This is a genomic window from Vibrio sp. YYF0003 (assembly GCF_036350715.1).
In the GTDB taxonomy this organism is placed as follows: Bacteria; Pseudomonadota; Gammaproteobacteria; order Enterobacterales; family Vibrionaceae; genus Vibrio; species Vibrio natriegens.
Map to the genome: position 1 here is coordinate 80,750 of NZ_JAZDWA010000009.1, position 14,598 is coordinate 95,347.

Annotated in this window: 6 protein-coding genes, 1 pseudogene and 1 riboswitch; of the genes and pseudogenes, 4 read left to right on the forward strand and 3 right to left on the reverse strand. The window is 45.4% G+C overall.

Going from position 1 to position 14,598, the window contains the following annotated elements; all coding sequences use genetic code 11:
* Window positions 1-77 precede the first annotated feature (77 nt).
* Together uvrA and V1U08_RS20630 are read left to right on the forward strand one after the other, a co-directional pair.
* On the forward strand, window positions 78-2,900 hold the full coding sequence (uvrA, locus tag V1U08_RS20625; RefSeq protein WP_330471349.1) for an excinuclease ABC subunit UvrA: 2,823 nt from the start codon (window positions 78-80) through the stop codon (window positions 2,898-2,900).
* A 67-nt stretch (window positions 2,901-2,967) separates the two neighbouring features.
* Entirely contained in the window at window positions 2,968-4,746 is a 1,779-nt protein-coding gene (locus tag V1U08_RS20630; RefSeq protein ID WP_330471350.1) for a PglL family O-oligosaccharyltransferase, read from the forward strand.
* A gap of 51 nt (window positions 4,747-4,797) precedes the next feature.
* On the opposite strand, the gene V1U08_RS20635 is transcribed toward V1U08_RS20630, so the two are convergent.
* A complete protein-coding gene (locus tag V1U08_RS20635; RefSeq protein ID WP_330471351.1) occupies window positions 4,798-5,919 on the reverse strand; it encodes a pyridoxal-phosphate-dependent aminotransferase family protein in 1,122 nt (373 codons plus the stop codon).
* A 227-nt stretch (window positions 5,920-6,146) separates the two neighbouring features.
* A riboswitch (Lysine riboswitch) is annotated at window positions 6,147-6,325 on the forward strand.
* A 99-nt stretch (window positions 6,326-6,424) separates the two neighbouring features.
* On the opposite strand from V1U08_RS20635, the gene lysC reads away from it, so the two are divergent.
* Window positions 6,425-7,777, forward strand: coding sequence for a lysine-sensitive aspartokinase 3 (lysC, locus tag V1U08_RS20640; RefSeq protein ID WP_330471352.1), 1,353 nt, complete (start codon window positions 6,425-6,427; stop codon window positions 7,775-7,777).
* Window positions 7,778-7,840: 63 nt separating this feature from the next.
* Here the strand turns inward: lysC and metH are convergent, their stop codons facing one another.
* Window positions 7,841-11,521 (reverse strand): methionine synthase, encoded by a 3,681-nt coding sequence (gene metH / locus V1U08_RS20645; RefSeq protein WP_065297440.1) that lies wholly within the window; start codon window positions 11,519-11,521, stop codon window positions 7,841-7,843.
* 192 nt (window positions 11,522-11,713) lie between these two features.
* On the opposite strand from metH, the gene V1U08_RS20650 reads away from it, so the two are divergent.
* On the forward strand, window positions 11,714-13,072 hold the full coding sequence (locus tag V1U08_RS20650) for a cation:proton antiporter (RefSeq protein WP_024372849.1): 1,359 nt from the start codon (window positions 11,714-11,716) through the stop codon (window positions 13,070-13,072).
* A 324-nt stretch (window positions 13,073-13,396) separates the two neighbouring features.
* On the opposite strand, the pseudogene V1U08_RS20655 reads toward V1U08_RS20650, so the two are convergent.
* Window positions 13,397-14,430: pseudogene (locus tag V1U08_RS20655) on the reverse strand (IS630 family transposase).
* Window positions 14,431-14,598: the final 168 nt, after the last annotated feature.

A 14,598-nucleotide genomic window follows, 5' to 3' on the forward strand; every position in this document is an offset into this window, starting at 1 on the left:
TTTTGTCCAGTATTCCTTTGCACATTTCTCACACTATGTAATACTTGCCCAACTTGGTTATACATAGAGCAAATACGATGGATAAAATAGAAGTTCGCGGTGCCCGAACCCATAACCTTAAAAATATCAACCTGACTATCCCTCGCGATAAACTGACAGTTATTACTGGATTAAGTGGCTCCGGTAAGTCTTCCCTCGCTTTCGACACCTTATATGCGGAAGGTCAACGACGTTATGTTGAGTCTCTTTCGGCTTATGCGCGTCAGTTTTTGTCTCTTATGGAAAAGCCCGATGTCGATCATATTGAAGGCTTGTCACCAGCTATTTCTATCGAACAGAAGTCGACTTCTCATAACCCACGCTCAACGGTAGGTACGATTACCGAGGTCTATGACTACTTACGTCTGCTTTACGCCCGTGTCGGTGAACCTCGCTGTCCGACCCACCACACACCTCTTGCTGCCCAAACCATCAGCCAAATGGTGGATAAAGTATTGGAATTGCCTGAAGGCAGTAAAATGATGCTACTGGCACCCATCGTTAAAGAGCGTAAGGGTGAGCACGTAAAGACGTTAGAAAACCTGGCAGCACAGGGATTTATCCGTGCTCGTATTGACGGTGAAACTTGCGATCTTTCCGATCCACCAACACTTGAATTACACAAAAAACACACGATCGAAGTCGTCGTCGATCGTTTTAAAGTTCGTCCGGATCTGCAACAACGTTTAGCAGAATCTTTCGAGACCACACTGGAGTTGTCTGGCGGTATTGCTGTTGTCGCGCCAATGGATGGTGACGGTGAAGAAATCATCTTCTCTGCAAACTTTGCTTGTCCTAAATGTGGCTACAGCATGCAGGAATTAGAGCCTCGCCTGTTTTCATTCAATAACCCTGCGGGAGCTTGTGGTACTTGTGATGGTTTGGGTGTGCAGCAATATTTTGATCCAAGCCGAGTCATTCAGGATGATTCATTGAGTCTGGCACAAGGTGCTATCCGTGGCTGGGATCAAAAGAACTATTACTACTTCCAGATGCTCACCTCAATTGCGGATCACTATGGCTTTGATCTTCATGCTCCGTTTAATTCTCTGCCGAAGAAGACGCAAGAGATCATATTAAAGGGTTCTGGCCGCACGGAAATTGAGTTTAAGTACATCAATGATCGTGGTGACATTCGAGTTAAACGTCATCCATTTGAAGGCATTCTGAACACGCTCGAGCGTCGTTATCGAGACACGGAGTCCAACTCTGTTCGTGAAGAATTAGCCAAATATATCTCAACTAAATCTTGTTCAAGTTGTGGCGGTACACGTCTGCGTCTTGAAGCGCGTAATGTGTTTATTGCCGACACCACACTCCCAGAGATCGTAGAACTGAGCATTGCGGATGCCCTGAGCTTCTTCCAAACGCTTAAACTGGAAGGTCAGCGTGCACAGATTGCTGAAAAGGTCATGAAAGAAATTAATGACCGCCTGCAATTTTTGGTGAATGTGGGGCTAAATTACCTCAACTTATCTCGCAGTGCTGAAACCCTGTCTGGCGGTGAGGCGCAGCGTATTCGATTAGCAAGCCAAATTGGTGCGGGCTTAGTTGGGGTAATGTATGTACTTGATGAGCCATCGATTGGCCTCCACCAGCGAGATAATGAACGTCTGCTAAAAACACTGACTCACCTGCGCGATCTGGGTAATACTGTTTTAGTTGTGGAACACGATGAAGATGCCATTCGCTGTGCAGACCATGTGATCGATATTGGTCCTGGCGCTGGCGTTCATGGTGGCAACGTCGTAGCAGAAGGCACAATGGCGGAGATCATCGCCAACCCTAATTCACTAACGGGTCAGTATCTGAGTGGTGTAAAAGAGATTGCTGTACCGAAAGAGCGCACACCTCGCGATCCTAAAAAAACCGTCGAGCTTATTGGTGCAACGGGTAATAACCTGAAAAACGTTAACTTGTCAGTGCCAGTGGGTTTGTTTAGTTGTATTACCGGCGTTTCTGGTTCCGGTAAATCAACGCTGATTAATGATACTTTCTTCAAGATTGCTCATACGCAACTCAATGGAGCCACGACCGCACATCCATCGCCTTATAAGTCGATAAAAGGTCTGGAACACTTTGATAAAGTCATCGACATCGATCAAAGTCCAATTGGTCGTACACCTCGCTCTAACCCGGCAACGTACACTGGCATTTTTACTCCAATTCGCGAATTGTTTGCTGGTACGCAAGAATCTCGCTCACGCGGATACAAGCCAGGGCGCTTTAGTTTTAACGTTCGAGGCGGTCGTTGTGAGGCATGTCAGGGCGATGGCGTAATCAAAGTCGAAATGCACTTCCTGCCGGATGTCTATGTTCCTTGTGATGTGTGTAAGGGTAAGCGATACAACCGTGAAACCTTAGAAGTTCGCTACAAAGGTAAAACGATTGATGAAGTGTTGGAGATGACGGTAGAAGACGCGCGCGAGTTTTTTGAACCCGTACCTGTCATTGCACGTAAACTGCAAACTTTAATGGATGTAGGCCTGTCTTATATTCGCCTTGGTCAAGCGGCAACAACCCTGTCCGGCGGTGAAGCACAACGCGTAAAATTGGCCAGAGAGCTATCAAAGCGCGATACTGGCAAAACGCTCTATATTCTGGATGAGCCTACTACTGGTCTGCACTTCCATGACATCCAGCAGTTATTATCGGTACTGCACCGTCTGCGTGATCACGGCAACACGGTCGTGGTCATTGAGCACAACCTGGACGTAATCAAAACGGCGGACTGGATTATCGATCTCGGCCCAGAAGGAGGCCAAGGCGGTGGTGAGATCATTGCTCAAGGAACGCCAGAAGATGTGTCCTTGATCGAAGGTTCACATACGGCTCGCTTCCTTAGTCCTATGTTGAAATAGAAAAAACAGGTAAAGTACAAAGACCAGCCATTGCTGGTCTTTTTTCATTCAAAACAACGCAATGTCTATGGCAACTATACATGTAAGTGGAACAAGGCTTTCTCCGGGAAAAACTCAGGTTCCTCTCAATCGCAAGTTTCTCCTCTCTTTGGCAGTACTGTTTGTGCTGGCGATGCACTTTTTCATGCCAAATCCAGGTGGTTCAGGGTTGGCTTTATCCTTCAATGCGACATCTTGGATAGCGTTTAGCTTTGCGTTAGGGATTGGCTGCTATCAAATTGCCCGTAATCAGGCATTAAGATATTCAAAATTAACTATCGGGTTGTTTATCAGTGTCATCATTATGACCATCCCGATTTTTTACCCAAATGCAAACAGTTACTTAGCTGCAAATAAACTCATTGGCCTGTGGAGTGGTTTAGTGTTTTTCGTTGTATTGCAGCAATTCCATTTCAGCAATAAGCATCGTCAACGAATCTTGTGGTTTATCGTGTTAGCGGTGGTAATAGAGGCTATTTTCGGTCTGACGCAATATCTCTACTTAAAACCCGGAAACCCTTTCGGATACAACACCATTGCTAACCGTCCATACGGCATCTTTCAGCAACCCAATGTCATGGCCAGCTTTCTCGCAACTGGCTTAGTCATTGCCAGCTACTTACTGGCACGTCAGCCATACAAGTACGATCGTAAGCTCAGTGATGTCTATTTACTTTATGCGGTGCCCGTTTTAACTATCCCTTTGATCGTTGCGCTTGCATCACGAACAGGTTGGCTGGCATCTCTGTTTGCAGTCCTTCTGATTATCCCATACATGTACCGCTACAATACCAAGCGGCGCTTTACGCATTGGGTGATTTCACTCGCAGCCGGGCTGTTGTTATCAGTAGTGGTCATGCAAATCGCTTTCCCACAAGGTAACGGGTTAGCCGCCGAGAAAGTCAACATGGAATCGGCTCGCGCTTACACTTTCCCGCAAACGGTAGATATGGTGATTGAAAAACCGTTCACCGGCTATGGTTACGGAAAGTTTGAGTCGGAGTACATGATTTATACCGCTCGCCAACATTCGTTAAATGAGAAATATCCTGCGGGATTGCCTGCAATGGATCACCCGCACAATGAATTATTGTACTGGGCCGTAGAAGGTGGGTTACTGCCAATTATAGGTATCTTCTTGGCCATGACATTAGTGCTGCACAGAATCTATCAGGCCAAGCGCGGGACACGTTTAGCCTTACTGGCATTGTTTATACCCATTGTTCTGCACTCGCAGCTCGAATACCCGTTTTATCACTCGTTAGTGCATTGGGTAATCTTTATCATTTTAATATATTGGGTGGATCAGCGAGTTGCGCGTTATCGCCAAGGCGGCTTTACAAAAATCACGAAAAGCTTGCTGCACATCGTAAGCTTGGCTCTGCCTGCTGTGTTTACGTTCTACATGGTGAGTGCCTTACATACCAACTACATACTAACGAAATTTGAAACCACACGCCCGACAAACCCAGACATTCTTAATCAAGTCAGCAACCCAGTGGTTTGGAAAGATAGATTCGACTGGGATGTGTACAGCACCTTTCTAACTAGCGGGTTGCAAACACAAGACCCAAGCTTGATTCAGCCTTATATCGATTGGTCACTAAATATCATTAAAGATAAGCCACGCCCTGCTTTCTATAACAATTTGATCCTGGCTTACCAGGGACTAGACGATGGCAGTAAAGCCGAGCAAATTCGGGCAGAGGCGCAGTTCTTATTTCCTCGGGTGGATTTCAGTAAAGTAAATTACCAACCACCATCACAAGCTCAATCTGCTTCACCTAAGCAGTCAGACGAGCAGTAAATAAACGAAAAAAAGCGAAGGATAACCTTCGCTTTTTTACTTTAGGTGTCACTACTCTGTCAGCGACTCTTCCAGCGCTTTCAAACATAGCGCAACGTTTTCTGGACGAGCTGCGTAGCCCATCAAGCCGATACGCCATGCTTTGCCAGCCAATGCGCCAAGACCTGCACCAATTTCCAGATTATAGGTTTCCAGCAAGTGAGCTCGAACCTTCTCTTCATCAATACCTTCCGGTACATAAATAGCATTTAATTGAGGCAGGCGATGTGCTTCTTCAACAACAAACTCAAAACCGAGCTTTTGTAGACCTTCTTTTAGTTTTTCATGCATCAATTGGTGACGAGCCCAAGCATTTTCCAAACCTTCATTTTGCAGAATCAATAACGCTTCATGCAAAGCATACAGGCTATTCACTGGTGCGGTATGATGGTAGCTGCGCTTACCCTCTCCACTCCAGTAACCAAGCACTAAGCTTTGATCAAGGAACCAGCTTTGTACTGGTGTTGTTCTCGATTGAATCTTATCAATGGCAGCCTGAGAGAATGTCACCGGAGACAAGCCAGGTACGCACGACAAACATTTTTGGCTACCTGAGTACACCGCATCCAGTTGCCATTCATCTACTTTTAACGGAACCCCACCTAAAGACGTAACTGCGTCGACAATAGAGAGCGCATTGTGTTGCTTGGCTAACTTACCCAAAGCTTGAGCATCGCTGACCGCACCTGTCGATGTTTCCGCGTGAACAAATGCTAAAATCTTTGTGTCAGGATGCTGCTGCAGTGCTTGTTCGACTTTATCGACAGAGACTGGCGCGCCCCACTCGTCATCAACCAAGACAACTTCACCACCAGCACGAACAACGTTTTCACGCATGCGCTCACCAAAAACACCATTTCGGCATACGATAACTTTGTCACCTTTCTCGATAAGATTAACAAAACATGCCTCCATACCCGCACTACCTGGAGCAGAAACGGCAATGGTAAAGTCGTTTTCTGTCTGGAACGCGTACTTTAGCAGTTGTTTCAGCTCATCCATCATTGCGATAAACAGAGGGTCCAAGTGACCAACGGTTGGGCGGCTAAGCGCTTGCAGCACTTGCGGATAGATATCTGAAGGACCTGGTCCCATTAGGATACGGTGAGGGGGAATAAAGCTTTGGATCGGCATGTGAGCTCCTTGTTTGACGTTACTTAACCCGAGCGCGGACAATAGTTTTTAGAATTTTGAATAAGTCTCGGGCATCAAAGAACTCACACTAATGGATTTTATAGTGCTCGGCAATTAGCCGTAGGTATTGAGTTCAAACCACTGTCACAATTTCACTAATAAAAAATCTTGGAATAGTTGAAATATTCATTGACTTTGTGACGCCAAAACCGTTCAATGTTTGAGCTTTATGTGGAAGAGGAGCACTACCCAGGTAGATAATTTGTGGAACCGCAATTCCAATACGAATTATTCAGGGGGAGTAGTGCCGAGGTAAGTCAAATTTGCAGGGTTTGACTTGTCGGTTGACGTGGGTTGAGTCCCATCAACTGTCATCAGCATTGTCTGATGAAGAGCTTCTGAGGGTACATATTTCAAATATCATTCTAAATACCTCTCTTTTTGCTCTGTTCCTTTCCTCACTAAATATCGGATATATTAGTTTAAGAAGTCGTGGGAGAACTCAGTGAGCGCATTTAACGTAGCAAAATTCGGTGGAACCAGTGTTGCCAATTTCGAGGCAATGAGCCGTTGTGCCGCCATTATTGAAAACAATCCAAATACTCGCCTTGTCGTTAGCAGCGCTTGCTCTGGTGTAACGAACTTATTGGTAGAACTGGCCAATGGTGTTCAGGATCAAGAACAGCGTGCCGAGTTGCTACGTAAGCTAGCAGAAATTCATGATGACATCCTTGGTCAGCTAAGAGATGTAGTAGAAGCAAGCGCAGAGGTTTACGCTATCCTTGATACGGTAACCAGCCTTGCAGAAGCGGCTTCTATCCAAGCTAGCTCTAAACTGACAGACCATTTAGTTGCGTGTGGTGAGTTAATGTCGACGCACATTTTGGCTCAACTGATGAGAGAGCGTGGTATCAATGCGGTGCGTTTTGATATTCGTGATGTGCTAAGAACCGACGATAACTTCGGACGTGCTGAGCCAAATGTCGAAGCGATTTCTCAGCTGGCACAAGAAAAGTTAGTCCCTCTATGTCAGGAGTCAGTAGTCATCACTCAAGGCTTCATCGGCTCAGACGAAGAAGGCAACACAACCACATTAGGTCGTGGTGGCAGTGACTACAGTGCTGCACTGATTGCTGAAGGCGTTAAAGCTTCTGGCTTAGAAATCTGGACTGATGTTCCGGGCATCTACACAACAGACCCACGTATTGCGCCAAAAGCGTCTCCAATTCCTGAGATCAGCTTTAGCGAAGCGTCAGAAATGGCAAACTTTGGTGCTAAGATCCTCCACCCTTCTACACTCGTTCCCGCTTTGCGCCACGACATTCCAGTGTTTGTTGGCTCTTCTAAAGATCCAGAAGCAGGTGGCACATGGATTCGTCACCAAGTAGAAAGCTCGCCGCTATACCGAGCTCTTGCATTGCGTTGCAACCAAACCATGGTCACTCTACGTAGTGCAAGCATGTTCCATGCATACGGCTTCCTGGCTAAAGTGTTCGAGATTCTGGCTAAACACAAAATTTCAGTGGACCTGATTACCACTTCAGAAATCAGTGTTTCGTTAACCCTAGACCAAACAGACACCTCTGGTGGTGCACCACAACTACCTCAAGCCGTAAGAGAAGAGCTAGAAGAGTTGTGTAAAGTGGAAGTAGAGCACGACCTATGCTTGGTGGCTCTTATCGGAAACAACATGAGCGGTAGCAAAGGATACGCCAAACAAGTATTCGGCACGCTAGAAGACTTTAACCTGCGTATGATTTGCTACGGTGCGAGCCCGCATAACTTGTGCTTCCTACTGCACAAGTCAGAATCGCAACAGGCGATTCAAAAACTGCATGCTGAGCTATTTGAAAAGTAAACTCTGTTCATCTCACAATATAAAAAGGGCTGCCTAATGGCAGCCCTTTCTCTTTCCGTTGGATTAGCCGTTAATATTCGGACCTAACCATTTTTCTGCTTCAAGCCTGTCCCAACCTTTACGTTCAGCATAGCTTTCTAACTGATCTTCCTGGATCTGAGCGATCGCAAAGTAGCGAGAGTCCGGATGAGAGAAGTACCAACCAGACACTGAGGCTCCAGGGTACATAGCATAGCTAGACGTCAAAGACATGCCGATATTCTCTTCTACGTTCAGAAGATCCCATAACGGTCCTTTTTCCGTATGCTCTGGACATGCTGGGTAGCCAGGCGCAGGTCGAATACCTTGGTATTTTTCACGGATTAGCTCATCGTTAGATAAATTCTCATCTTCAGCATAACCCCAGATTTCTTTACGAACACGCTCATGCAGATATTCAGCAAAAGCTTCTGCCAGACGATCGGCCACCGCTTGGATCATAATGGCATTATAATCATCACCCTTAGCCTTATACTCATCCGCAAGTTCACGCTCACCAATACCACCGGTTACCGCAAACGCACCAATCCAGTCGTGCTTACCCGAGTCTTTTGGTGCGACATAATCCGACAAGCAGTAGTTAAAGCCTTTTGGTTTCTCAGTTTGCTGGCGAAGGTTACACAGGACTTTCGCGACTTCTGTACGCGATTCATCAGTGTACACTTCAATATCGTCACCCACACTCGCTGCTGGGAACAAGCCACACATGCCTCGCGCTTGCATCAGGCCTTCGCTTTCAACGCGATCAAGTAGCTCATTCGCATCATGGAACAAACGCTTCGCTTCTTCACCCACTTCTTCGTGATCGAAAATGGTCGGGTATTTTCCAACCAAAGACCAGGTCATAAAGAATGGAGTCCAGTCGATGTACTTACGTAAGGTCGCGACATCAAAATCGTCGAAAATATGAATGCCCGACTGCTTTGGTGCTGGAGGTGTATACGCCTCCCAGTCAATTGCCACTTTGTTTGCGCGAGCTTCTTCCAGAGTAACTGGCTTGGTTCGTGGCTTTTTACGGTTGTGTTGATCACGAACACGCTCGTAATCGGCATTTAATTTTTCGACGAAATCAGGACGACGTTCATCAGACAATAGTGACGTACAAACACCTACGGCACGTGAAGCATTGTTGACGTAAACGACCGGATGTTTGTAGTTCTGTTCAATTTTAACCGCAGTATGCGCTTTCGACGTTGTCGCGCCACCAATCAGCAATGGCAGATCAAAGTCAAGACGCTCCATCTCTTTAGCTACATGAACCATCTCATCTAATGATGGTGTAATCAGCCCCGACAGACCGATAATATCGACGTTCTCTTCTTTGGCGACTTTTAGGATCTTTTCACATGGCACCATAACGCCAAGGTCAATGATCTCGTAGTTATTACACTGCAGGACAACACCAACGATATTTTTACCGATATCGTGTACATCGCCTTTTACCGTCGCGAGCAAGATCTTACCGTTGGTCTGGCCGACCTGCTTCTCTGCGTCGATAAATGGTTCTAAGTGAGCAACCGCCTGTTTCATTACACGCGCCGACTTAACAACCTGAGGCAGGAACATTTTACCTTCACCAAACAAGTCACCGACCACGTTCATGCCATCCATCAATGGGCCTTCGATGACCTCTAATGGTTTAGAAGCATTAACACGAGCTTCTTCAGTGTCTTCAACGATAAACTCGGTAATGCCTTTAACTAGAGCATGTTCTAAACGCTTTTCGACTGGCCAAGTTCTCCACTCCAGTGCAGAAGCATCTTCCTCTTTACCCACACCTTTATCGGCGTATTCTGAAGCGATATCCAAAAGCCTTTCGGTAGCATCGTTACGACGGTTAAGCACGACGTCTTCTACCGCTTCGCGCAGCTTTTCAGGGACGTTATCGTAGATCTCCAACTGACCAGCGTTAACGATACCCATATCCATACCGTTTTTGAAACAGTGGTAAAGGAACACGGCATGAATCGCTTCACGAACGTAGTTATTGCCACGGAAAGAGAACGACACGTTAGACACACCACCAGATATCATCGCATGTGGCAGGTCACGTTTGATGTCGCCAACAGCTTCGATAAAATCGACAGCGTAGTTGTTGTGCTCATCGATACCTGTTGCAACTGCAAAAATATTTGGGTCAAAGATAATATCTTCTGGTGGGAAGCCAACTTCATCAACCAAGATACGGTAAGCATTGGTACAAATTTCAATTTTGCGCTCACGGGTATCTGCTTGTCCTACTTCATCGAATGCCATCACGATAACAGCGGCGCCATAGCGGCGAATCAGTTTCGCCTGCTCGACAAACTTCTCTTTACCTTCTTTTAGAGAAATCGAGTTTACGATACCTTTACCCTGAATACATTTCAGGCCGGCTTCGATGACTTCCCACTTTGAAGAGTCAACCATGATCGGCACTTTGGAGATTTCAGGCTCAGAAGCGCAAAGGTTCAAGAATCGAACCATACATGCCTCTGCATCCAACATACCTTCATCCATGTTGATATCGATGATTTGCGCGCCATTTTCGACTTGCTGACGAGCAACATCGAGCGCTTCATCATATAACTCTTCTTTGATTAAGCGCTTAAAGCGAGCTGAACCCGTTACGTTAGTACGTTCACCAACGTTGATAAACAAGGATTCTTTCTCGATGGTCAGTGGCTCTAGGCCAGATAAACGACATGCGACCTGAAGCTCTGGTAACTGACGAGGAGTAACCTGATTAACAGCTTCTGCCATTTGGCGGATATGTTCAGGCGTTGTACCACAACAGCCGCCAATCAAGTTCAAGAATCCACTTTCGGCCCACTCTTTAACATGCTTCGCCATATCTTCAGGAGACAAGTCATATTCGCCGAATGCATTTGGCAACCCGGCATTAGGGTGAGCAGACACGAAAGATTCAGAAATACGTGAAAGTTCTTCGACATATGGGCGCAGTTCATCAGGGCCAAGCGCACAGTTTAAGCCAAATGAGATAGGCCTCACGTGGCGTAATGAATTGTAAAAGGCTTCCGTCGTTTGACCTGATAAGGTTCGGCCAGAGGCATCAGTAATCGTGCCAGAAATCATCACAGGAAGCTCGATACCAAGCTCTTCAAATACTGAATCCACAGCGAACGCACACGCTTTAGCATTCAAGGTATCAAATATTGTTTCGATAAGAATTAAGTCTGAACCACCTTTGATTAAGGCTCGAGTAGATTCAGAGTAAGCTTCGACCAATTCATCAAAACTCACATTGCGGTAACCAGGATCGTTTACATCCGGAGAGATAGAACACGTGCGGTTTGTAGGGCCCAGAACACCTGCTACATAGCGTGGCTTTTCCGGTGTTTTAGCCGTCCATTCATCCGCCACCTCACGAGCTAACTTAGCAGCTGCAAAGTTGATCTCCTCACTTAGGCTTTCCATATCGTAGTCAGCCATAGCGATAGTGGTCGCATTAAAGGTGTTGGTTTCTAAGATATCAGCACCAGCTTCGAGGTAAGCGCTGTGTATTTCTTTGATCAATTGAGGCTGACTAAGTACCAACAAGTCGTTGTTACCCTTTAGATCACTGTGCCAGTCCGCAAAGCGTTCTCCTCGATAATCGTGCTCTTCAAGTTTGTATCCCTGAATCATGGTGCCCATACCACCATCAATCAGAAGAATACGTTGCTTCAATTGAGCTTCAATCTGTTGTCTTACATTAGTTCCCACAGTACAGCCTCATTCCTTTCGTTATGCTGTCATCCTATCACACAAACTTCAGGAGTCTAGACGTCTAAATACAGATTTCATGATTATTTTATCGACCTATTCTCTTATCAAATAATCACGAAAAAATGTTTGCTATTTAAGCAGCATCAGCCGAGAATTCCATTCATAAAATGTTACAAACAGAGTGTTCTAATGTCGGTCTATCATACTTTATGTTTTCTCTCCGCTGCTGCGATGCTAATAGCCTTTGTAAACAGCAAAATAGGAAAGATGCAAACCACCATCGCCATTACCGCAGGTTCAATGGTACTTTCTCTCCTCATCCTAATTGCTGGTCAAAATAACTGGTTCCATCTCACAGAGATAGCGACAGAAACAGTAACCAGAATAAACTTCGAAGACTTCTTGCTCAAAGGTATCCTTGGATTTTTGCTATTTGCAGGCGGCTTAGGTATTAAACTACCTAACCTGAAAGATCAGAAGTGGGAGATCACAGTATTAGCACTCGCAGCCACTCTGTTTTCGACATTCTTCATCGGTTTTGCTCTATATGGAATCTGCTTACTGATCGGAATTAAGTTTGACTTAATTTACTGCCTACTATTCGGTTCATTGATCTCCCCAACTGACCCGATAGCCGTTCTCGCCATTGTGAAAAAATTAGATGCTCCAAAACGTATCTCGACACAAATTGAAGGTGAGTCATTGTTCAATGACGGCTTCGGTCTGGTTATTTTTGTCACCTTATTTACTATCGCATTTGGCACTGAAGCACCGACCGTAGGCAGCGTCACGATGCTCTTTATCCAGGAAGCGATTGGGGGGATCTTTTATGGTTTCCTACTTGGCTTGCTGTTCCACTACTTAATTAGTGCGACCAATGACCACTCAATGGAATTGCTACTTACTATTGGTGTTCCTACAGCCGGTTATGCTTTCGCGGAATACCTTCACGTATCAGGCCCATTAGCGATGGTTGTCTCTGGGATTATGATTGGCAACTGGACACGCTTTATCGGCTTCTCTAAAGAGAGTGAAGACCACCTCGACCACTTCTGGGAATTAGTCGATGAGTTTCTAAATGGCGTTCTGTTCCTTTTAATCGGTATGTCGATGCTGCTGTTCAAATTCCACCAAGAAGACTGGATCATGATGGCTATTGCCGTGCCTCTAGTACTGGCATCACGTTACCTTAGTGTATTTTTCTCCTACATTGGCTTTAAGCGATACAGAACATATAACCGTTGGTCAGTAAAAATCCTGACCTGGGGTGGCCTGCGTGGCGGTTTAGCGCTTGCAATGGCACTTTCTATCCCTTCAGGAATATGGGTCGTACAAGACAAGTTGATCGACGTAAAAGAGATCATCCTAGTAATGACTTACGCCGTTGTTGTGTTCTCTATTTTGATTCAAGGCTCAACCATTACACCAATGATTGAAAAAGCCAAAGAAGAAGAAAAGAAGATGGAGGAAGAGCGTAACGCTTTAGCCGCCTCCGAAACCAAAGAGCATAGCGTAGTGCAAGAGCCGAAAGAGCAGCTTGAATCTTAGAGTCGGACTTGAAGTAAAAAAGCAGCCATATGACTGCTTTTTTTATAAAGGGATATTCACCACAAACTCTTAAATATCATTCACCTAAAACGCAGTCTTTATCCTATATATTCACCAGAACTAAACCCAATAGAACACGCTCCCTTTCCTTATTCCCTTAAACGAATGCCATGCTTTATACAGAAAAAGTCTGCTCATCATGTGGGGGAGAGGCTAAGGGCAAGCCTCCTACGGGACTCATTAGTTGAATGACAACTTAACTCAGCATAAACCAAAAGACCCTAGCATTTCTGCAAGGGTCTAGAATAATACCAATCTGGAAAATTAATTGGTCAGGTCTATCCATCTTCTCGAGCACATTTTGGTGACTCTTTTGGAGCTATCCAAAAAACGATTCCATGCATCGCAGACTTTGGAGATGATATCGTCGTAATCAGTAAAAGATTAGTTGGCTAAATAGCGTTGCCTCAACCAACTCCATACTTGATCGATAGGGTTTAGCTCTGGAGAATAGGGTGGAAGTTTGATGACACTGACATTCTTAAAGTCAATGGTTATATCTTCTGTATGCCACCCTGCTCCATCCGTAACAACGACGGCGTGACGTCCCTTCTCCGTGACTGCCGATATTTGTTTTAAGTGCTCTATCATAATGTCTTTACTAACCCAAGGGACAACGATAGCCTCACCAATTCCTTTACTGGGACAAACGGAACCGAACAGATAGGCATACAAATTGTTGTTGCTTCACGGCTCTTGGGCGAGTTCCTTTTTCAGCCCATAAACGTGTGGTCGTGTTTTGTTGCCCAAATCTGGCTTCGTCCTGAAACCAGACATCGACACACTCTAAAGCTATATGTCCTGGGATCTTAAGGATCGTTTCGATTTTAGATTTTTTTAAAATCGTCTTGTGTTTGCTGAGATTGTTTGGGGTGTTTTGATCGGGAAGTTATCCATGAAAAGCCCATGTGGTCGAGCAGGTAATAGATAGAATCAGGGTGGTAGTGCTGGCCAAATTCTTTCACGATATAAGCGTGGATGTCGGCACCAGTCAGTCGTCCGCCTTGTGTATCATTGGCTTTATCTTTTATGTATTGACTCAATTGCTCTTTTTGCTCGGAAGTTAAGAATGGTGGTCTTCCTGTTCTTGGCTTTTCTTGCAGTCCTTCCAGCCCTTCTTCAAGAAAGGCCTGAACCCACTTATTGACACTGGTTCGGCTTACCTTGAGAAACTTGGCGATTTGTGTGCGTGAGTGCCCATCTTTGAAATGAGCGAGGGCCAGCAGTCTCATTTTCATCTGGATGGATTTCTGCTGGCTTGCGAGCTTTTTAAAGTCGATATTATTGAGGCTATCCATAGCGAATCAGTTCTATTGTTGGACGGCCTCAATTAGATCATATTTTTACTTAGATTGGTATAACTCGACTTCCCTGAAAGGGAAACTATACGCCATAAACGACAAAAGCCTAGTCTTTCGACTAGGCTTTCTAATAAGTGGCGGAGTGGACGGGACTCGAACCCGCGA